This is a genomic window from Rhodococcus ruber, from assembly GCF_016804345.1.
GTDB classification, from domain to species: Bacteria; Actinomycetota; Actinomycetes; order Mycobacteriales; family Mycobacteriaceae; genus Rhodococcus; species Rhodococcus ruber.
Map to the genome: position 1 here is coordinate 1841612 of NZ_CP044211.1, position 20712 is coordinate 1862323.

21 protein-coding genes and 1 pseudogene are annotated in these 20712 nt (G+C 70.3%); 17 read left to right on the forward strand and 5 right to left on the reverse strand.

Annotated features, from left to right (window positions below; translation table 11 throughout):
• Window positions 1-8 precede the first annotated feature (8 nt).
• The 11 genes from F1734_RS08665 (at window position 9) to F1734_RS08710 (ending at window position 10276) form a co-directional block, all read left to right on the forward strand.
• A complete protein-coding gene (locus F1734_RS08665; RefSeq protein WP_203011525.1) occupies window positions 9-1484 on the forward strand; it encodes a mannitol dehydrogenase family protein in 1476 nt (491 codons plus the stop codon).
• The gene (locus F1734_RS08670) at window positions 1481-2407 is read left to right on the forward strand and encodes a carbohydrate kinase family protein (protein ID WP_203011526.1); all 927 of its coding nucleotides are present in this window, start codon (window positions 1481-1483) and stop codon (window positions 2405-2407) included. The genes F1734_RS08665 and F1734_RS08670 overlap by 4 nt, the downstream gene beginning before the upstream one ends.
• Entirely contained in the window at window positions 2404-3825 is a 1422-nt protein-coding gene (gene xylB / locus F1734_RS08675; RefSeq protein ID WP_203011527.1) for a xylulokinase, read from the forward strand. Before F1734_RS08670 ends, xylB begins: the two co-directional genes overlap by 4 nt.
• Window positions 3826-3992: 167 nt before the next feature.
• Entirely contained in the window at window positions 3993-4463 is a 471-nt protein-coding gene (locus F1734_RS08680; protein ID WP_010592522.1) for a VOC family protein, read from the forward strand.
• A 48-nt stretch (window positions 4464-4511) separates the two neighbouring features.
• Window positions 4512-5825 (forward strand): MFS transporter, encoded by a 1314-nt coding sequence (locus F1734_RS08685; protein ID WP_203011528.1) that lies wholly within the window; start codon window positions 4512-4514, stop codon window positions 5823-5825.
• A 64-nt stretch (window positions 5826-5889) separates the two neighbouring features.
• A complete protein-coding gene (locus F1734_RS26420) occupies window positions 5890-6015 on the forward strand; it encodes a hypothetical protein (RefSeq protein WP_268965544.1) in 126 nt (41 codons plus the stop codon).
• Window positions 6016-6227: 212 nt separating this feature from the next.
• Window positions 6228-7055: an IclR family transcriptional regulator gene (locus tag F1734_RS08690; protein ID WP_010592520.1), complete on the forward strand. Its 828-nt coding sequence runs from the start codon at window positions 6228-6230 to the stop codon at window positions 7053-7055.
• Between the two features lie 44 nt (window positions 7056-7099).
• The gene (locus tag F1734_RS08695; RefSeq protein WP_010592519.1) at window positions 7100-7894 is read left to right on the forward strand and encodes a 2-keto-4-pentenoate hydratase; all 795 of its coding nucleotides are present in this window, start codon (window positions 7100-7102) and stop codon (window positions 7892-7894) included.
• The gene (locus F1734_RS08700) at window positions 7891-8679 is read left to right on the forward strand and encodes a 2-keto-4-pentenoate hydratase (protein WP_010592518.1); all 789 of its coding nucleotides are present in this window, start codon (window positions 7891-7893) and stop codon (window positions 8677-8679) included. Before F1734_RS08695 ends, F1734_RS08700 begins: the two co-directional genes overlap by 4 nt.
• Window positions 8680-8681: 2 nt before the next feature.
• Complete coding sequence (locus tag F1734_RS08705) at window positions 8682-8879, forward strand: tautomerase family protein (protein WP_010592517.1); 198 nt, start codon at window positions 8682-8684, stop codon at window positions 8877-8879.
• 131 nt (window positions 8880-9010) lie between these two features.
• On the forward strand, window positions 9011-10276 hold the full coding sequence (locus tag F1734_RS08710; protein ID WP_010592516.1) for an acyl-CoA dehydrogenase family protein: 1266 nt from the start codon (window positions 9011-9013) through the stop codon (window positions 10274-10276).
• A 70-nt stretch (window positions 10277-10346) separates the two neighbouring features.
• On the opposite strand, the gene F1734_RS08715 is transcribed toward F1734_RS08710, so the two are convergent.
• Window positions 10347-11354, reverse strand: a complete 1008-nt coding sequence (locus F1734_RS08715) for an AraC family transcriptional regulator (protein ID WP_010592515.1) — start codon at window positions 11352-11354, stop codon at window positions 10347-10349.
• Window positions 11355-11486: 132 nt separating this feature from the next.
• Between F1734_RS08715 and F1734_RS08720 the strand changes: the two genes are divergently transcribed.
• Together F1734_RS08720 and F1734_RS08725 are read left to right on the forward strand one after the other, a co-directional pair.
• A complete protein-coding gene (locus tag F1734_RS08720; RefSeq protein WP_010592514.1) occupies window positions 11487-12701 on the forward strand; it encodes a cytochrome P450 in 1215 nt (404 codons plus the stop codon).
• A gap of 2 nt (window positions 12702-12703) precedes the next feature.
• Entirely contained in the window at window positions 12704-13732 is a 1029-nt protein-coding gene (locus F1734_RS08725) for an NADH:ubiquinone reductase (Na(+)-transporting) subunit F (RefSeq protein WP_010592513.1), read from the forward strand.
• A gap of 53 nt (window positions 13733-13785) precedes the next feature.
• On the opposite strand, the gene F1734_RS08730 is transcribed toward F1734_RS08725, so the two are convergent.
• A complete protein-coding gene (locus tag F1734_RS08730) occupies window positions 13786-14808 on the reverse strand; it encodes an AraC family transcriptional regulator (protein ID WP_010592512.1) in 1023 nt (340 codons plus the stop codon).
• 209 nt (window positions 14809-15017) lie between these two features.
• On the opposite strand from F1734_RS08730, the gene F1734_RS08735 reads away from it, so the two are divergent.
• The 4 genes and pseudogenes from F1734_RS08735 to F1734_RS08750 all read left to right on the forward strand — a co-directional run bounded on the left by F1734_RS08735 (window position 15018) and on the right by F1734_RS08750 (window position 17865).
• On the forward strand, window positions 15018-16580 hold the full coding sequence (locus F1734_RS08735) for a 4-hydroxyphenylacetate 3-hydroxylase family protein (protein ID WP_203011529.1): 1563 nt from the start codon (window positions 15018-15020) through the stop codon (window positions 16578-16580).
• A 13-nt stretch (window positions 16581-16593) separates the two neighbouring features.
• Window positions 16594-17121, forward strand: coding sequence for an NADH-dependent flavin reductase (gene nphA, locus F1734_RS08740; RefSeq protein WP_192811057.1), 528 nt, complete (start codon window positions 16594-16596; stop codon window positions 17119-17121).
• A 167-nt stretch (window positions 17122-17288) separates the two neighbouring features.
• Window positions 17289-17450: pseudogene (locus F1734_RS26245) on the forward strand (wax ester/triacylglycerol synthase domain-containing protein); the annotation flags it as partial.
• Between the two features lie 91 nt (window positions 17451-17541).
• Entirely contained in the window at window positions 17542-17865 is a 324-nt protein-coding gene (locus F1734_RS08750) for a hypothetical protein (protein ID WP_040275359.1), read from the forward strand.
• A 26-nt stretch (window positions 17866-17891) separates the two neighbouring features.
• On the opposite strand, the gene F1734_RS08755 is transcribed toward F1734_RS08750, so the two are convergent.
• The 3 genes from F1734_RS08755 to F1734_RS08765 form a co-directional block, all read right to left on the reverse strand.
• Window positions 17892-18320: a tautomerase family protein gene (locus tag F1734_RS08755; protein ID WP_010592508.1), complete on the reverse strand. Its 429-nt coding sequence runs from the start codon at window positions 18318-18320 to the stop codon at window positions 17892-17894.
• A 33-nt stretch (window positions 18321-18353) separates the two neighbouring features.
• Entirely contained in the window at window positions 18354-19106 is a 753-nt protein-coding gene (locus F1734_RS08760) for an SDR family NAD(P)-dependent oxidoreductase (protein ID WP_010592507.1), read from the reverse strand.
• A gap of 112 nt (window positions 19107-19218) precedes the next feature.
• Window positions 19219-20697: an aldehyde dehydrogenase gene (locus F1734_RS08765; protein ID WP_010592506.1), complete on the reverse strand. Its 1479-nt coding sequence runs from the start codon at window positions 20695-20697 to the stop codon at window positions 19219-19221.
• Window positions 20698-20712: the final 15 nt, after the last annotated feature.

Below are 20712 nucleotides of genomic sequence, written 5' to 3' on the forward strand. Positions count from 1 at the left end.
GCCCCGAAGTGGACCTGGGGGAGAACACCCTGACCGCCCTGCCCGTCCCCGGCCCGACGTACTCGCGGCGCGACATCGGCGTCGGCATCGTGCATTTCGGGGTCGGTGGCTTCCATCGTGCCCATCAGGCGATGTACGTCGACCGGCTGCTCGAAGGCGGGGACGCCCGCAACTGGGGCATCTGCGGTGTCGGCGTCATGCCCGGCGACCGCCGCATGCGCCACGCCCTCGCGGCCCAGGACGGCCTCTACACCCTGATCCTGCGCCACCCCGACGGCAAGTGGGAACCGCGGGTGATCGGCTCGATCGTCGACTACCGTTACGCACCCGAGGATCCCGAGGCGGTGATCGAGCTGATCGCAGCGCCCACCACCCGCATCGTCTCGCTCACCGTCACCGAGGGCGGCTACAACATCCGCCACGACACCGGCGAGTTCGACGTCGACGACCCCGCCGTCCGCCGCGACGTCGAGCACCCCGATGCGCCCACCACCGTCTTCGGGCTCGTCACCGCCGCCCTCGGGCGCCGGCGCGAACGCGGGCTGCCGTCGCCGACGATCATGTCCTGCGACAACATCGAGGGCAACGGCACCGTCGCGCGGCGGGCCTTCACGTCCTTCGCCGCGCTCGTCGACCCCGGTCTCGCCGACTGGATGCGCGAGCACACCCGGTTCCCCAACTCGATGGTCGACCGCATCACCCCGGTCACGACCGACGACATCGCCCCCGAACTCGACGCCCGCTTCGGCGTCCGCGATCGCTGGCCCGTCGTCGCCGAGCCGTTCACCTCCTGGGTACTCGAGGACGACTTCTCCTGCGGCCGGCCGGCATTCGACGAGGCGGGGGTGCAACTCGTCGACGACGTCGCCCCGTACGAACTGATGAAACTGCGCCTGCTCAACGCGAGTCACCAGGCACTGGCCTACTTCGCGCACCTGTGCGGCTACCGCTACGTGCACGAGGCCGCGCAGGACCCGTTGTTCGCGGAGTTCCTGCTCGAGTACATGGACACCGAGGCCACCCCCACCTTGCGGCCGGTGCCCGGCATCGATCTCGCGCAGTACAAGCGCACCTTGATCGAGCGCTTCGCCAACCCCGAGATCCGCGACACCGTCGCCCGGCTGTGCGCCGAATCCTCCGACCGCATCCCGAAATGGCTGCTGCCCGTGGCACGGGAGAACCTCGCCACGGGCGGATCGGTGCGCCTGGCCGCCGCCGTCGTGGCCAGCTGGGCCCGCTACGCCGAGGGCACCGACGAGGCCGGCGAACGCATCGAGGTCGTCGACCGGCTCGCCGGCACCCTCGGACCCCTCGCCCGCAGCCAGCGCGGGAATCCGACCGCCTTCCTCGAGAACCGCTCCGTCTTCGGTGATCTCGCCGACGAGCCGCGGTTCGTGGACGCCTACCGGTGGGCGCTCGACTCCCTGCACCGCAACGGCGCCCGCGCCACGCTCGAGGCCCTCCGCAGCAGGGTCGGATCGTGAACGGGCACGTCCTCGTCCTCGGCGAGGCCCTCGTCGACATCGTCCGGCGCGGCCCGGCCCGGCCCGTCGAACACGTCGGCGGCAGCCCGCTCAACGTCGCCGTCGGCCTCGGCCGCCTGGGCCGCGACGTCGAATTCGTCACCCACATCGGCGACGACGACCGGGGCCGCCGCATCGTTCGCCACCTCGCCGACTCCTCGGTGCGGCTCGCCGCCGGCAGCAGTACCGCGCCGCGCACCCCCACGGCGACCGCCACCCTGGACGAGAACGGCGCCGCCACCTACGAGTTCGACCTCGAGTGGCAACTGCCGGATCCACGCCCGGAGCCCGGCGCAGGGCACGTGCACACCGGGTCGATCGCGGCCCTGCTCGAACCCGGCTGCGAGGCCGTCGCCGCGCTGCTCGACCGGCACGTGCCCACCGCGACCATCAGCTACGACCCCAACGTCCGGCCCGCCCTCGTCGGCGACGACCCGCGCACCCGCGACCGCATCACCCGCTTCGTCGCGGGCGCCGACGTCGTCAAGGCCAGCGACGAGGACCTGCGCTGGTTCGCCCCCGACCGCGACCCCCGCGACGTCGCGCAGGAGTGGCTCGCCCTCGGCCCGGCGCTCGTCGCGGTGACCCTCGGCGCGGGCGGTGCCGTCGCCGTCGCGCGGTCCGGCGCCGTCGACGTCGCCGCGCACCCCGTCGAGGTCGTCGACACCGTCGGCGCCGGCGACGCATTCATGGCCGGTCTGCTCGACGCCCTGTGGACGCAGGAACTGCTCGGCGACCGCGAGGGCCTGCGCGGAATCGAACCGGACGCGCTGCGCGCGGCCCTCGACGTCGCCGCGCGCACCGCGGCGCTCACCGTCGCGCGCCCGGGTGCGGACCTGCCGACCCGCGGGGAGCGGGACGCCGACCCGAAGGAGCAGAGGTGACGCTCGTCGCCGGGATCGACTCGTCCACCCAGTCCTGCAAGGTGCTCGTCTGCGACGCGCGCACCGGTCACGTCGTGCGGGAGGGCCGTGCCCCGCATCCCGACGGCACCGAGGTCGACCCGCGCGCCTGGGCGGACGCCCTCGACCGCGCCGTTGCCGCCGCGGGCGGGCTCGACGACGTCGCCGCGGTGTCGGTCGGCGGCCAGCAGCACGGGCTGGTGACCCTCGACGAGACCGGGACGGTGGTGCGCCCGGCGCTGCTGTGGAACGACACCCGCTCGGCCGCGGCCGCCGCCGACCTCGTCGCCGACCTCGGCGGCGGGCAGGCGTGGGCCGACGCCGTGGGGGTGGTGCCGCTCGCCGCGATCACCGTCGCCAAGGTGCGCTGGCTCGCCGACCACGAACCGGGCCACGCCGACCGCGCTGCGGCACTGTGCCTGCCGCACGACTGGCTCACGTGGCAGCTCGCGGGAGCCTCCGGCGTCGGCGCGCTCGTCACCGACCGCAGCGACGCCAGCGGCACCGGCTACTACAGCGCCGCCGACGGCTCCTACCGCACCGACCTCCTCGACCTCGCGCTGCGTGGCCGCCGGCCCGTGCTGCCCCGGGTGGCCGGACCGGCCGAACGGGTCGGGGAGACGGTCGCGGGCGCCGCCCTCGGACCCGGTGCCGGGGACAACGCCGCCGCGGCCCTCGCCCTCGGCGCGCACGAGGGCGACGTGATCGTCTCCGTCGGCACCTCGGGCGTGGTCTCGGCCGTCTCGGCCACCCCGAGCCGCGATCCGTCCGGGCTCGTCGCCGGATTCGCCGACGCCACCGGCCGGCACCTGCCGCTCGTGTGCACCCTCAACGCGGCGCGGGTCCTCGACGCCACGGCCGCGCTGCTCGGGGTCGACCACGACGAACTGTCGCGGCTCGCGCTGTCGGCCCCGCCCGGCGCCGGCGGTCTCGTGCTGGTGCCGTACCTCGAGGGCGAGCGCACCCCCAACCGGCCCGGCGCCACGGGCGCGATCCACGGCCTGCACCTGACGAATTCGACACGGGAACACCTGGCGCGCGCGGCCGTGGAGGGACTGCTGTGCTCGCTCGCGGACGGTCTCGACCACATCACCGCGCAGGGCGTGCCGGTGCGGCGGGTGCTGCTCGTCGGCGGCGGCGCCCGTTCCCGGGCGCTGCGCGAACTCGCGCCCGGCATCCTCGGGGTCCCGGTGGAGGTGCCGGAGCCGGGCGAGTACGTCGCAGCCGGCGCGGCCCGGCAGGCCGCCTGGGTGCTGGCCGGCGGCACCGAACCACCCCGGTGGGAGGGTGGCGGCGTGCGGCGCTACGAGGCGGACCCGGTCCCGGCCGTGCGCGCCCGGTACGCGGAGGTCCGTGATCTCACGGACGGCAGCGACCTGACACCTCTTTCCGGAACCTGACACCTCTTTCCGGAACCTGACACCGGTTCCGGCCGGCCGGAAAGGCTGTCGGCATCCCGAAACGGATGCACGCTCCGGACCGCGGCCGCGATGAGTTCCGGCGTCGGCCCGGGTCGATATCTGTGACGCCGACAGGGCGCCGTCATCCACCGAGCAAGGAGAAGGCGATGCCGAAGATCACCCCGTTCCTGTGGTTCGACACCGAGGCCGAAGAGGCCGCCAAGTTCTACACCAGCGTGTTTCCCCGCTCGCGCATCCTGAGCACCACGTACTACCAGGACACCGGGCCCAAGCCGGCCGGCACCGTCATGACCGTCGACTTCGAACTCGACGGCCAGCGCTACGTCGCGCTCAACGGCGGCCCGGAGTTCTCGTTCACCGAGGCGGTGTCGTTCCAGATCGACTGCGCCGACCAGGACGAGGTCGACCACTACTGGAACGCTCTCACCGAGGGCGGGGAAGAGAGCCAGTGCGGCTGGCTGAAGGATCGGTTCGGGCTGTCCTGGCAGGTGGTGCCGCGACGGCTCTTCGAGCTGCTCTCCGACACCGGCCCCGAGGTGGGGCGGCGGGTCACCGAGGCGATGCTGCAGATGCGCAGGATCGAGATCGCACCGCTCGAGGAGGCCGCCCGCGGCTGAACCGGCGAGCCCAGCGGGCACCGCGGCGGCGGTGATAGCTTTCGGTCGATGACCACGCGCACCGAGCGGCTCGACGAGCTGCCGCTGACCCGCAGACACGGCAGGCTGCTGCTCGGCTCCGGTGTGGGCTGGGCACTCGACGCCATGGATGTCGGGCTCATCTCCTTCGTGATGGCCGCCCTGGCCGTGCAGTGGAATCTGAGCGCGACCCAGCTGTCGTGGATCGGGTCGATCGGCTTCGTCGGAATGGCAGTCGGAGCCGCGGTCGGTGGGCTGCTCGCCGACCGGATCGGCCGGCGCCAGGTGTTCGCGGTGACACTGCTGGTGTACGGCCTGGCCACCGGCGCGGCGGCGCTCGCCGGCTCCGTCGCGGTGCTGATCGTGTTGCGGTTCGTCGTCGGCCTGGGTCTCGGCGCCGAGCTTCCCGTCGCGTCGACCCTCGTCAGTGAGTACGCGCCGCGCCGGCAGCGGGGTCGCATGGTCGTCGCGCTCGAGGCGTTCTGGGCGGCCGGATGGATCCTCGCGGCCCTCATCGGCTACTTCGTGATCCCCCTCGGCGACGACGGCTGGCGCTGGGCGCTGGCCGTGGGAATCGTCCCCACCCTGTACGCGGTGGTCGTGCGGTTCGGACTACCCGAATCCGTGCGATACCTCGAGCGCCGGGGCCGCTACGCCGAGGCGGAGAAGGCCGTGCGGTCCTTCGAGATGTCCGCCGGCATCGCGGCGCCGACGGACGCGGAGGAGACGTCGCGTCCGGTGCTCACGGAGACGAGCGCCGAGTCGATCTGGTCGCCGCGGTTGCGGCGGCGCACCGCCGCCCTGTGGACGGTGTGGTTCTGCATCAACCTCTCGTACTACGGGGCCTTCATCTGGCTGCCGAGCCTGCTGGTGAACCAGGGCTTCGACCTGGTGAAGTCCTTCCAGTACACGCTGATCATCACGCTCGCGCAGCTGCCGGGATACGCCGTCGCGGCGTGGCTGATCGAGGTGTGGGGGCGCCGCGCAACCCTGGCGAGCTTCCTCGTCGGCTCGGCCGCGGCCGCGGGCCTGTTCGGGCTGGCCGACACGCCCACCGAGATCGTCGCCGCCGGAATGGCATTGTCGTTCTTCAACCTCGGCGCCTGGGGGGCGCTCTACGCGATCGGACCGGAGCTGTATCCGACGTCGGTGCGCGCCGCCGGGACCGGCGCGGCGGCCGCGTTCGGGCGCATTGCGTCGATCGTGGCGCCGCTGCTCGTGCCCTGGCTGCTCACCGGCGGCGGCAACGCCCTCGTGTTCGGGGTGTTCGCGGCGGCGTTCGCGCTCGCCGCCGTCGCCGCCTTCACGCTGCCGGAGCGCAAGGGGCACGTGCTCGAGGCCTGAGCCCTACGCCCGGGCGGCCGGCGCCGGGCCGCAGGCCGCCGCCACCGCGAAGGTCCCGAGGGCCGTGCCCGTGACGAGGCGCTGGGTCCGCACGGCCCGCGGGGGCGTCGCCATGCGGCGCGCCGGTCAGTTCGACGACCCGACCCTCGCGGACGTCGTGTCGCACCTGCGGATGTCGTCGGGCGCGTAGCCCGCCGGCCCCCGCGCGTGCGCACGTCTCGCGCCGATTCCGAAGGCAGCGCCACGGGATGTGCGCCCTCGGTGCGCGTGGAGTCATCCTTCTGTGCATTCGCAGCCATGTTCGCCCGCACTCCGGGGACCTAGTGTTCCAGATCACAAGCATCCGGCGGCGGGCCGTGCGCATCCGAGGCCTCCGCCGCGACCGAAAGGACGGACCTGGACGTGGCGTCACTGCAGACGGTGCAGAGGATCGGACCGGTGCTGGACCTGTTCACGGTGCAGCAACCCGAGTGGGGGGTCTCCGAGGTCGCGGCGGCGATCGACGTTCCCCGATCGAGCGCGCACGCTCTGCTGTCGAGCCTGGTCGACACGGGGCTGCTCCAGTGCCGCGCACGCGGACGCTACCGGCTCGGGTGGCGCGTCGTGGAGCTGGGGGAGACGCTGCGCGGCACCGTCGACGTCCGGTCCTGTGCCGCCCCCGTCCTCGAGCGTCTGGTGGAGAAGTACGGAGAGACAACTCATCTCGCGGTCATGGATCGATGGAACGTCCTCTACGTGGACAAGATCCTCGGCAATCACAACATCACCGTGCAGGGCGCCCGGGTCGGGACGCGCCTGGACGCGCATTCCACGGCGGTGGGCAAGGTGCTGCTCGCGCAACTCGAGGAGATCGAGGTGCGCCGGTACCTGGCCATGCGTCCGTTGCGGCGGCTGACACCGTCGACCACCACGAACCCCCAGGCACTTCTGGACGCTCTGGCCGGTGTGCGCTCGGCCGGCTTCGCTGCGGACCTCGGGGAGACCGTCTCCGAGGTGCACTGCGTCGCCGCCCCGGTGCGCGACGACCTGGGCTCCGTCGTGGCGGCCGTGAGCGTGAGCGTGCCCGCGACGCGCTTCGCCCAGCGGCGACCGCAGCTCGAGCGGGCCGTGGTCGGCGCCGCGCACGAGATCACCCGGGCGATCGCCGAAGCCCACGACTGCAGTCCCGTACCGCTGCGGGACGACCCGAGTGCCGCCGCTCTCGTGGAGGCGAGTCCGCGCGCCTCCTGATCACGATCCGACTGCACGAACACGACAAGCGAAAAAGAGGAGCCATGGACACCGCCGCCCACAAGGCCGCAGACCGACTGCTCGAGGTGTATCGCACGGGGGAGCCGATCGATCCGCTCACCCCCGATCATCCCGACGCGTCGATCGAACTCGCCTACCGGATCCAACAGCTGCAGGTCGAGCAGTGGACGCTGGCCGGCGATGTCGTCAAGGGCCACAAGGTGGGCTTGGCCTCCCGCGCGATCCAGCGGCAGATGGGTGTCGATCAACCCGATTTCGGGCATCTGACCGCGAGCATGTTCCACCTCGAGCATCAGCCGATCCCCGCCGGCCGCTTCCTGCAGCCGCGGATCGAGCCCGAGGTGGCGTTCGTACTCGGCCGGCCGCTGGCCGGTCCGGGCGTCACCGCCGCCGAAGCTGCGCGGGCCGTGGACTTCGTGCTGCCCGCACTCGAGATCGTCGACTCGCGGATCCGGGACTGGAAGATCGGCATCTTCGACACCATCGCGGACAACGCCTCGTCCGGCGGCGTGATCCTGGGGAGCCGGCCGGTCTCCCTCGGTGACGTCGACCTGAGGCTGATCGGATGCACACTCCACATAGGCGGTGAACTCATGGCGACGGGAGCCGGCGGAGCCGTCCTCGGGTCCCCGCTCAACGCGCTGGTGTGGCTGGCCAACACGGTCGGCCCGCTCGGGGTCACCCTCGAACCGGGGCATGTGGTGCTTCCCGGCTCCATGACCAGGGCGTTTCCCGTGGCGGCGGGCAACTCCATCGTGGCGAACATCAGCGGGCTCGGCAGCGTCACCGCCGTGCTCGGCGGAAAGGACGAGAAATGAGCGACCAGTCGTGGAGCGCGGCCCGCGTCGCCGACGTGCTGCTGCGGGCGGAGGACACGGCGACCCCGCAGACGTCGATCCTCGCGGAATGGGACGGACTGGACCTGGGGACCGCGTACGCCGCGCAGGACATCGCGTTGCGCATGCGGCTCGCCCGCGGCGAGCGGCTCACCGGCGTGAAGCTCGGGGTCACGTCTAAGGCAAAGCAACGGCAGGTGGGCGTGGACTCGCCGTCCACCGCGTGGCTCACGGACAGGATGATCCTGCCGATCGGCGAGCCTGTCCCGCGCGAGAAGATGATCCACGCTCGCGCGGAGCCGGAGATCGCGTTCGTCATGGGCCGCAGGCTCGAGGGGCCGGGCGTCTCGGCCGCGACCGCGCTGGCCGCGGTGGAGCACGTGGTCGGCGCGATCGAGATCATCGACAGCCGCTTCTCCGGCTACCAGTTCTCGATGATGGACGCCGTCGCGGACAACAACTCGTCCGGACGGTACGTGACCGGTCCGGTCGGCCGCGCGCCGGAGGATCTCGATCTCGCCCTCGAGGCGTGTCTGCTCGAGATCGACGGCGAGGTGGTGGATTCGGCAACGGGCGCTGCGGTACACGGACATCCCGCGGAGGCGCTGGCCTTCGCCGTGAACACCCTGGCCGAGCGGGGACTCGCCATCGAGGCAGGGTGGGTGGTGCTCACCGGCGGCATGACCGACGCCGTGCCGGTGCAGCCGGGGGCGCGCATCGCCGCGCACTTCACCACCCTCGGCACCGTCACCGTGGCGGGAGGCTGACGATGCCGCTCATCGACGTGACGATCGCGGAGGGGCGCAGCCCGGACGAGCTCCGGAGGCTGATCCACGAACTGACCCAGGCGGCGCACCGGGCCCTGGACGCGCCGCTGCCCAACATCCGGGTGGTGCTGCGGGAGACGCCGAAGACACACTTCGCCGCAGGCGATGTGACGATCGCCGAGCGTGAGACACGGGCCTGAACGGTCCGGATATCCCGGACTGCGACAGCGCCGGCCGGCGACGACGTCGAGCATCGTGATCGAGCCGCATCGGGGCGGGGAAGCGGGATACACAAGGGAGACACCATCCCCTGCGTCCCCTGGAGAACCCGATGACGTCGAACCCACAGCGCGCCCTCACCCTGGTTGCCGAGCCCGAGCCCGGCTGCGAACGGGTGGCGGACCGGATGTACCACGACCTGCTTTCGCCACCGGAGGTGCAACAGGTGCGCGACCGCGTCCGGGACTTCGCCGCTCGGGCTGTCTCGCCGATCGCCGGCCGGATCGCCGGCGGGGACGAGCGCCTCGACGGGTTCCCCCGGGACGCGTTCGAGGCCATGGCCTCGAACGGTCTGTTCCGCCTTCCCTTCACCGCGGACGTCGGTGGCGACGGACTCACGCACCGCGCCACGGCCACCGCGGTGGCCGTCGAGGAACTGGCGTACTACTCCAACAGCGTCGCCGCGATCTACGACGTCCATTGCATCCTCGCCGGCACGGCACTGGACCAGGGCACCGAGGAGCAACGGCGCCGATGGCTGCGTGCCGTCGTCGACGGGGAGATCGTCGGATCGTTCGCGACGAGCGAGCCCGGTGCCTCGAGCGATCTGTCTCCCGAGGCGGTGCAGACCGTCGCGAGCCCGGACGGCGACGGGTGGGTGCTCACCGGCCGCAAGCGGTGGATCACCAATTCGGTCGTCGCCGGTGTCGTCGTCGTGCTCGCCCGGACCGGCGACAGCCTCACCACCTTCATCGTTCCCACCACCGCACCGGGCGTCACCGTCGGCACACCCGACCGCAAACTCGGCAACCGCGGGCAGATCACGGCCGACGTGATCCTCGACCGTGTTCCGCTCGGGCCGGAATCGGTGCTCGGGCGGGTCGGCGGTGGCCTGCGCGTCGCGCTCCGGACACTCACCTACGGCCGCATCGGAATCGGCGCCGCCGGCGTCGGCATGGCGCAGGCCGCCTTCGACCGGACCGTCGCGCATCTGAAGTCGCGGCACGCGTTCGGTGGTTCGCTGGCCTCCAAACAGCATTGGCAGTTCGTGATGGCCGACTACGCGGCAGATCTCGAGTCCGCCCGTAGCCTGTACCTGAAAGCGGCGCTCCGGCTCGACGCGGGGGAACACTTTCCCGAGCCCGAAGCGGCGATGGCAAAGCTGCGCGGAACCGACCTGGCGGCGCGCATCGCCCGGGATGCCGTGCAGGCGTTCGGCGGACTCGGATTCGTGCAGTCCCTCGGTGCCGACGACACCGAAGGCCCGGTCGAGGCGATCTACCGGGACAGCAAGATCGGCGAGATCTACGAGGGAGCCAACGAGATTCAGAAATGGGTGCTCGCCCGGCAGATTTTCGGGCGGGACCACACCGGATAGGTTTCGGCAGTTCTGTGGGGGCTGGTCGTCGCTCGTGCGAGCGTGGACGGCCGGCCCTCGCCGGTGACGACTACCCGCGCACGGCGGGGTTCAGGCGGAAATGTGCAGGGCTGGAGCCGAACCGGCGACGGAACGCGCGGCTGAAATGCGATACGTCCCGGAACCCGACGTGGACACTGATCGCAGTGACGGTGAGATCGGTTTCCAGCAGCATCGTTCGGGCGCGGCCGAGTCGCACCTCGTACAGCCACGTGCGGGGAGTGGTTCCCGCCGTGCTGAACAGTTTGTGGATGTAGCGCAGCGACATTCCCAGTTCCATGCCGATCTCGGCGAGCGTGTGATCGGGATCGTGCAGGTACCGGGCCATGGTGGCCTGGACCTTGCGCAGGTCGTCCGCGTGCGCCCGCTTCGTGGCGTTCAGCGGAGTCACCCGGTCGCTGATCGCGGTGACGAGCAGGTCCAGCGCCGCGGCGGCCACAGAATCCGAGGTTCCACCGGACAGGGGGGTTTCGGTGGCGGCCACGTCGACCAGAAAACGCGACACCAGTCGCCCGATGCCGGTCTGCCCCGAAATGCCGTGGCCCGTCACGCTCTCCACCGCGTCGAGCGGCAGTCGGGACGTGAGCTGCCGGCGCGGCGCCCGCAGTACGATCTGCTCGAATTCGGTTGTGCCGTCGACGACGAACGGCGTCGACGAGTCCACGACGCCGAAGGCGCCGTTCTCGAGGATCGCCGTCCGCGGCCCCTGCGTCAGGGTGGCGGAACCCTGAGTGATGAGGCACAGCAGGAAATCGTCGTTGGGATCCGAATCGATCATCGCGGGGGTCCGCACCACCGTGTGCGGATCGGCGCGCACCACGCTCACGATCACGTCGCCGATCGGGCGAGCGACCAGATCGGCAGCAAACCGGTCGTTCGATCGGGACCAGTCGACGTCCATCTCGCAGTAGGTCCGGTCGAGCGTATCCGCCCACCGCGCACGGCCTTCGGCGGATTCGAGTTCACGAACGCTCAGCGCCACCGGTCGACCGGCCTCCGCGGTGCACGGGGAGTCATCCTTCGGTGCACTGTCGGTCATGTTCCTGCTCACCTCCTCCTCCTAGTGTTCCATATCACAGGAACTCGGCGGGCGGACGATACCGCGAGACGCACCGTCTGCGCGACCCTCGACCGTCGCCTCCGGACGAGCCGACGACAGGAGAACGACATCATGACCACCACCCACACCTGGATCGACGAGATCACCATGGAGGAACTGGATCGCGACCCGAATCCGATCTATGAGCGCCTCCGCCGTGAAGCCCCGGTCGCGTATGTGCCCGCAGTGGGGATGCACGTCGTGGCGACCCGCGAGTTGTGCCTGCAGATCACGCAGGACCCGCAGGCGTGGTCCACCGTGATCGCCCCCTCGGGAGGCCGGACGTTCGGCAAGGGAACGGTTCTCGACTCCAACGGCGAGCAGCACCGCAGGATCCGGGAGTGGATCGATCCGCAACTGCGTCCCGCCGCCGTCGACACCTATGTCGAGGCCCTGGTCCGGCCGCAGGCGCAGCGGATCCTCGAGCGCATCGAAGACCTCGGAGCCGCCGACATCCAGGAGGCATACTTCGCGCCGGTCAGCGTCCGCGCCGTCGGCGACCTCATGGGCCTGACGGACGTCCCGTCCGAGACGCTCGTGCGCTGGTTCCAGACGCTCGCCCTGTCCTACGGCAACGCCGCGGTCGACGAGCACGGCAACTTCGCAGATCCGGCACCCTTCGAGGCCGGTGACAGGGTCAAGGAGGAGATCGTCGCGACGGTCGACCCCATGCTCGACCACTGGACCGCCCACCCCGACCACACCCTCATCTCGCACTGGCTGCACGACGGGATGCCCGAGGGACAGGTGCGCGATCGCGCCGAGATCTACCCGAACATCTACGTGTTCCTGCTCGGTGCTCTGCAGGAGCCGGGCCACGTCATGACGACCACCCTGGCGGGCCTGCTGCAGCACCCCGACCAGCTCGAACGGGTCGTCGACGATCCGACCCTCGTGCCGCGCGCGATCAACGAGGGCGCTCGGTGGGTGGCGCCGATCTGGAGCGCTGCGGTGAAGGTCGCGAACCACGATGTCACGATCGGCGGTGTCGACCTGCCTGCGGGTACACCCGTGATACTCGCCTACGGCTCGGCGAACCGGGACGAGACCGCCTGGGAGAACCCGGACGCCTACGACGTGGATCGGCCGGTCATGCCGCATCTCGCGTTCGGCTCCGGCAACCATGCCTGTGCCGGAACCTACCTCGGCACCGCGATCGTCCGCATCGCGCTCGAGGAGCTGTTCGAGACGATCCCGAACATCGAGCCCGATCTCGACCACACGCCGGACTTCTGGGGCTGGACCTTCCGCGGCCCGCAGGGATTGCGTGTGCGGTGGGAGGTGTGACAGTGGAACATTCGGTGACCGTCTCGGACGGCGAGCAGCCCTTTCGTGCCGCAGCGGACCGCTCCATCCTCGAATCCGCGCTACGGGAGAACCGGTGGCTCCCGCATGCCTGCTCGCAGGGCACGTGTGGCACCTGCAAGATCCGCGTGCTGTGCGGGGAGGTGGACCACGGGCGGGTGGACGATACGGTCCTTTCCGAGACGGAGCGTGCGAGCGGGCTCGCGCTGGCCTGCCAGGCGAGCCCGCGCACCGATCTGACCGTCGCGCCGTTGAGCGAGACTGCGCCGGTCGGCCCGAGGCATCCGTTGCGCGATCACGCCGGCACCGTGCTCGAGCTGACCGACATCGCCCGGTGCACCCGCCGGCTCGTCGTGGAGCTGGACGAGCCGATGGAATTCTCCGCCGGCCAGTACGCCGAGCTGGTTGTGCCGGGTTCCGTGGTGGCACGCCAATATTCGATGGCCAATCCGCCGTCCGAGTCGCGCCGGCTCGAGTTCCACATCAAGAAGGTCGACGGTGGGCTCGCGACGGAGGGGTGGATCTTCGGCTCGCTTCGCCCGGGAGACCGGATCGAGTTGCGCGGGCCGCTGGGGCAGTTCGCCCTGGTTCACCCCCAGGAGGAACCGGCCATCCTGATCGGCGGCGGGACGGGACTAGCCCCCTTGAAGTCGATTGTGCGCCATGCTCTCTCCAGCGATCTCGTCCCGAGCATCGACCTGTACCACGGAGGGCGCGGGCAGGCGGATCTGTACGACGTGGACTTCTTCCGGGCACTCGAGGCTGCCGATTCCCGATTCCGCTACCACCCCGTGCTCAGCGAGGAGCAGTGGGACGGCGCGACCGGCATGGTCACCGACGTCGTGCTCGACGACTTCGCCAGTTGCCGGGGGCGCAGCGCGTACCTGTGCGGACCACCCGCCATGGTCGCCGCGGCGGTCAAGGCGCTCAAACGGCGTCGCATGGCGCCCCGGTCGATATTCAAGGAGGAGTTCACCGTCGGCGCCGCGCCGCCGGTGCTGTCGCCGACGTGACCGGTTCTGCGGCCGGGTGTTCGGGTTCGTCCCGGGCACCCGGCCGTTCGCCGTCAGTGCCGGTGGCCCGGTGGGCGGTCGGTTCTTCCCTTGCGGTACTGACCGGGGCTGGAGCCGAAGGAGGCGCGGAACGTCCTGCTGAAGTGGGAGACGTCCCGGAAACCCGCGCATTCGCTGACCTCCGCGACGGACATCTCGGTCGTCAGCAGGTACTTCCGCGCGCGTTCGAGGCGGGCCTGGTACAGCCATGCCCGGGGGGTGATCCCGGCCGCGCTGAACAGTTTCTGCACGTTGCGCAACGACATCCCGGCGTCGGCCGCGACGTCCGACAGCGTGAGCTCGGGATCGTGCAGTTTCTGTTCGATGACCCGCTGGACGCGGGTGAGGTCCTCGGTGCGATGCAGTTGCGAGGCGCTGGTCGCGAGCGGTCCCTCCGCGAGCGCGGTGGCCAGCATGTCGACGGCCGAGGAGGCGAACGACACGGCGGCCCCCGGCGAGATCGGCGCCGTCGTGGTCGAGAGGTCGACGAAGAATCGGCCGACCAGTTCGCCGGCCCCGGTGTCGCCGCCGATCGACCGGGCGGTGCCGTGTTCGACGATCCGGCCGGGTAGACGTGAGGTGAGCAGCTCGGCGGGGGACCGCACCACGATCTGCCGGAACGGCGCGGGGGAGTGGAAGACGAACGGTGCGGAGCAGTCCAGCAGCGCGAATCCCCCGCGCTCGAGAACGGTGGCTCGACCGGACTGCTGCACCTCGACGCGGCCCTCGGTCACGATGCACACGAGGTAGCCCGCCCAGTTGTCCGAGGCGATCATCTCGGGGGACCGCACCACGGTGTGGGCGTCGGCGCGGATCGTGCTGATGTGCAGGTCCCCGAAGGGCCGTCCACCCCACTCGGCGTCGAAGTGCTGCCGCGGATCGGGCCACGCCACGTCCATCTCGCCGTACAGCAGCTCGAGGGTGCTCGCCCACTGTGTGCGGCCTTCGCGGGTGTCGAGCTCCCGCGTGCGTAGGGACACGAGGGCGGGCGCCGCTCCGTTGCGCGCGGAGTCACCCGATTGTTCGCGCTCAGCCATGTTCCAGCAGACCTCCGCCTTCTAGTGTTCCAGATCACAGGGACTTGGCGTCCGGAACGATATACCGACATCGCGCCGAAGGCGACATCCGAGAGCGGATCCCCAATCAGGGCAACGCAATCGGTGCCGACCGCGTCGCAGCGCGACGCCGGTCGATCCCGCCGGTCCCCGAAACGACTCTCCACCGCCCGAGACCAGGAGTGAACATCATGACGACATCAGCGATCATCGGCGACGCCGTGGGAGCACCCAACACCGTCCGTCCCATGACGGGCGAGGAGTACATCGAGTCGCTGCGCGACGGTCGCGAGGTGTACTTCCGTGGTGAGCGGGTCGACGACGTCACCACGCACCCGGCCTTCCGAAATTCGGTTCGGTCGGTGGCACGGATGTACGACGCGATGCACAAGCCGGAGGCGAAGGGCATCCTCACGGTGCCGACCGACACCGGCAACGGTGGCTTCACCCATCCGTTCTTCAAGACGGCACGCAGCGCCGACGACCTGCTCCTCGCCCGCGACGCGATCGCCACGTGGCAGCGCGAGGTGTACGGCTGGCTGGGCCGCTCGCCCGACTACAAGGCGTCGTTCCTCGGCACCCTCGGAGCCAACGCCGACTTCTACGGCGAGTACAAGCAGAACGCCCTCGACTGGTACAAGAAGTCCCAGGAGCGGGTGCTCTACCTCAACCACGCGATCGTCAACCCGCCGATCGACCGCGACAAGCCCGCCGACGAGACTGCCGACATCTGCGTGCACGTGGTCGAGGAAACCGACGCGGGTCTGATCGTGTCGGGCGCGAAGGTGGTGGCGACCGGTTCGGCGATCACGAATGCCAACTTCATCGCGCACTACGGCCTGCCGCTCCGCAAGAAGGAGTTCGGCCTGATCTTCACCGTCCCGATGGATTCACCGGGGCTGAAGTTGTTCTGTCGTACGTCCTACGAGATGAACGCCGCCGTCATGGGTACGCCGTTCGACTACCCGCTGTCGAGCCGATTCGACGAGAACGACGCGATCATGGTGTTCGACCGGGTGCTGGTGCCGTGGGAGAACGTCTTCGCCTACGACGCCGAGACGACCAACGGGTTCGTCATGAAATCCGGGTTCATGTCGCGCTTCATGTTTCACGGTTGCGCCCGTCTCGCCGTGAAGCTCGACTTCATCGCCGGCTGTGTGATGAAGGCGGTGGAGATGACCGGCTCGGCCGGATTCCGCGGGGTGCAGATGCAGGTCGGCGAGATCCTCAACTGGCGCGACATGTTCTGGGGACTGTCCGACGCGATGGCGAAGACGCCCGATCCGTGGGTGGGCGGGGCCGTGCAACCGAACCTGAACTACGGCCTGGCGTATCGGACCTTCATGGGTGTGGGCTATCCGCGGATCAAGGAGATCATCCAGCAGACTCTCGGCAGCGGTCTGATCTACCTGAATTCCCATGCGAGCGACTGGGACAACCCCGACATCCGGCCGTACCTCGACCGGTACGTGCGCGGGTCGAACGGGATCGCGGCCATCGACCGTGTCAAGCTGCTCAAGCTGCTCTGGGATGCCGTCGGCACCGAGTTCGGCGGCCGGCACGAGTTGTACGAGCGCAACTACGGCGGTGACCACGAGGCCGTGCGCTTCCAGACGCTGTTCGCCTACCAGGCCCAGGGCCTGGACAACCAGCTCAAGGGCTTCGCCGAGCAGTGCATGTCCGAGTACGACGTCGACGGCTGGACGCGCCCCGATCTGATCGGCAACGACGATCTGAAGATCGTCCGGGGCTGAACGGAGCGAGACGATGAGGAGCACTGCTGTGGCCGATCTCGAGGTCACTCCACAACATATGCGAAAAGCGCTTGGGCGGTTCGCGAGCGGCGTCACCATCGTCACCACCGCCGAGTGCGAGGACGAGGCTTCGGTGCACGGGATGACCGCCAACGCCTTCACCTCGGTGTCGCTCGACCCGCCGCTCGTGCTCGTGTCGATCGCCAACCGCGCCAGGATGAACGAGCGGATCCGGGAGACCGGTAGGTACGGGATCTCGATCCTCGCCGGGGACCAGGAACCGTTGTCCCTGCACTTCGCCGGTGCGGCACACCAGCCGGATCTGGTCCGGTTCGTGTGGCGGAAGGAAGTGCCCCTCCTCGAGGGCGCGCTGGTGCACCTCGCGTGCACGGTGGTCGACTCCCATCCCGCGGGTGACCACACGCTGCACGTGGGCCGGGTGGAGCAGCTCTGGTACGACGACGGGCACCCCCTGGTGTTCTACACCGGCAGTTTCCGGTCGCTCGAGTTGCAGGGCAGGGACGACCCCTGGGGCTTCTGATCGAGGTAGAGCGGGGGTGGCCGCGGCGGGTGTCGCGGCCACCCTCCCGCGTATCCGACGGAATCCCTCCGTGCCCTGTCTGCGGACACCTGGTTCGCAGGAGGGACGCGACGCCAGGTGGGCGCATCCGGGCGGTCGCAGCGGGACGGGGCGGGGAGTTGTTCCCGGTGGTCGAATCGATCCGGCGGCGCCCGCTCGACCGGTCACGGCCGCTGTGGGAGCTGTGGGTGATCCCGGGGCTCGGAGAGCATTCACATGCGGTCTACCTGCGGGTCCACCATGTGATCGCCGACGGCCCGGCGGGGGTGGCGATGCTCGGCGTGCTCCTCGACGCCGCCCCGGACGTGCCGCTGACGCCCGCGCCGCCTCGGCACGAGGAGAAGATCGACGATGTGCTGCTCTCGGTCTTCGCCGGGGGGCTTGCGCGAACTGCTGTGTCGCCGGGGCGAACCGGCCGACGACGTCGTGCTGCGGGCGGTCGTCCCCGTCTCACTGCACGGGCAGCAGTCGGGGCCGGCCCGCGGAAGCCTGCTCGGTCAGATGATCGTTCGGCTTCCGGTGGGCAACACCAGCCTCGGTGCGGGCGCGTTCTCGTACGCGGGGCGGTTCACGATCACCGTCGTCGGCGACAGTGTCGTGTGTCCCGAAGTGGACGTGGTGGCTCGCGGGATGGAGGAGGCGCCGCGAGTGCTCCGCGGCGGACGCCCGAGCGAATGTGCCGTGGTGTCGGGTAGACCGACGTGACGGCACATTCGCTCAGGTGCCGGCGATCAGCGCGCCCGCTGTGTGGTTGCCGCCCGTGCCGCGACCTCGTCGGCGCGGGCGGCGGCGGCGGGGTCGCCTGCGATGAACCAGTTCACTGGGTCCGCCTCCACGATCCGGCCACGCACCGACTCCCTCGGCGCCCCGAGAATCTCGACGATCAGATCGGTGAAACGCGCTGCCAGCTCCTGCCGCTGCGCGATGGGGCGTCCGGCCAGGACGATCGCGGTGAAGTAGGGGGCCGGGGTGCCGCCGTCGGCGATCACCGTGCCGGACGTCGCGACGTCGTCGGGGTCGTACCGGACGACGAACGCCCGCACCCGCTCGATCGGGGAGTCGAGGACCTCCGCATAACAGCGACTCGCGTCGGCGAGCAGACGACGTCGTTGCCCGGCGGTGTAGGCGCCGTCGACGAGGTGGAAGTGTGCAACGGGCATGGATGCTCCTTCGTGACGCTTCGGGGTACAGGATTACTGGACTCCGTGCCGGGTCCCGCCGTCGACGTTGAGGACGCTTCCGTGCAGCACGGCGGCCTCGGGAGCGAGGAGCATCTCCAGAGTCCAGCCGATCTCGTCGAGCGTCGGTAGGCGGCCGAGCGTGGTCGCGGCGCGATAGCGATCCCAGATCTCGCCGGGGTCGCGCCCGGTCTCGGCGGCCTCGGTCTCGACGAACTTCCGCAGCCGTGGAGTGTCGACGGGTCCCGGTGCGATGGTGTGGGTGGTGACGCCGCTCGGGCCGTAGAGTGCGCTGAGCTGGCGCATGAGATTGAAGACTGCGGCGTTCACCGTCCCCGGCCCGGCGTCGAGCGGGCCGGGTTCGAGTCCGAGCGAACCGGCGATCGTCACGAAACGCGAGCCCGGTACGAGGTGGTCCCGGACGGCGTGCAGCAGCCGCACCAGTCCGCCCACCTTGATATTCGCGCCTACCGCGAGGTCCCCCGGTGCGATGGTGTCGGCCGAGCCGCGCACCGGCAGCCCGGCCGCGAACACGGCCAGGCGCACGGGCGCGTCGAGACGGGCGGCGATCGCGCCGATGGCACTGTCGTCGGCGATGTCGGCGACACACGGAACGATCAGATCGCCCTCGGTCGCGAGCTTGTCGAGGTCCTCGGCATTTCGGGCGACCGCGACGACGCGCATCCCGCGCCGGACCAGGCGCCGGGTGAACTCGGTGCCCATCGCGCCGGTTGCGCCGACGACGACGCACAGTGCGGGTGAGGCCATGTCTGTGCTCCTTGATTCGTGGGTGTGGCCGCAATCGAGACGCGAAATCGGAACTCGCCCAGACATGGTCGTGGGCGGATTCCGATTCGGCGTGCGTATCCGTTGCTCCGTTTCAGCCGCGCAGCCGGAGGGTGACTGCCCGCGGCTCGGTGAAGAAGTCGCGGGAGTACTGCCCGCCCTCGCGTCCCAGGCCGCTGGCGCCCTCGCCACCGAACGGCAGGCGCAGGTCGCGCTCGAAGAAGCAGTTGATCCACACGGTGCCGGCCTTCCAGCGGGCGGCCATCCGGTGGGCGCGGTCGAGGTTCTGGGTGAACAGCATTCCGGCGAGACCGTAGGGGGAGTCGTTGGCGATGCGCAGCGCTTCCTCCTCGGTATCGAATCCGAGGACGGTCTCGACCGGGCCGAAGATCTCCTCCCGTGCGGTGCGGGAGTCGTTTGTCAGCCCGGTGACGACGGTGGGCGGGTAGTAGAACCCGGCGGCGCGGGCGTCGTCGGTCAGGCGGGCACCACCGGTGACGACCTTGCCGCCTTCCTCCTGGGCGAGTTCGACGTAGCCGTGCACCTTGTCGAGGTGGCGCTGCTCGATGAGCGGGCCCAGGAAGTTGGCCGGGTCCTTCGGGTCGCCGACGGTGAGCTTGTCCGCCTCCTCGGTGAACCGGGCGAGGAACTCGTCCATGATGCTGTTGTGCACCAGAAGGCGGGAACCGGCCAGGCACACCTGCCCGTTGCCGCCGAAGATCGCCCGGATCGCCATCGGCACGGCGACGTCGAGGTCGGCGTCGGCGAAGACGATGTTCGCGGACTTGCCGCCCATCTCCGCGGAGACCGGGGTGTGATGGGCCGCGGCGGCCTGCAGGATCTTCACGCCCGTGGCGCTCGAGCCGGTGAAGGTGATCCGATCCACCCGCGGATCCGAGGTCAGCGGCCCGGCGACGGCCTCACCGCCGAACCCGTGCACGACGTTGAGCACCCCCTCGGGCAGCCCGGCCTCGAGGGCGAGCTCGGCGAAGCGGTGCGCGGTCAGCGGGGTCTGCGGCGCGGGCTTGAGAACAGCGGTATTTCCGAATGCCAAGGCGGGAGCGATCTTCCACGTGGCGAGCATCAGCGGCGCGTTCCACGGGCTGATCGCCGAGACGACACCGGCCGGTGGGTAGAGCACGTACGACAGCAGGTCCCCGTCCGGGTATGCCTCGTTCGCGGCCATCGCGACATAGTCGGCGAAGAAGCGCAGATTGTGTGCCACCCGCGGGATCTCGGCGTGCAGGGACTGATTGATGCTCTTGCCGCCGTCGCGGGTCTCGAGCAGGGCGAGTTCCTCTCGGTGGGCGTCGACCGTGTCGGCGACCGCGTGCAGGATCTTCGCGCGCTCCTTCGGGGACAGCAGCGGCCACGGGCCGTCGTCGAACGCACTGCGGGCGGCGGTGATCGCCGCGGCACCGTCCTCGGCCGTGCCCGCGGGTACGATCCCGAGTAGCGCACCGTCGTGCGGGTCGCGGGATTCGAAGGTGGCCCCGTCCGACGCCTGCTTCCATTCGCCGCCGATCAGGTGACGGACCTGCGTGACCGATGGCGGGTTCTGGGTCTGTGTCATGGCAGTCTCCCTGTG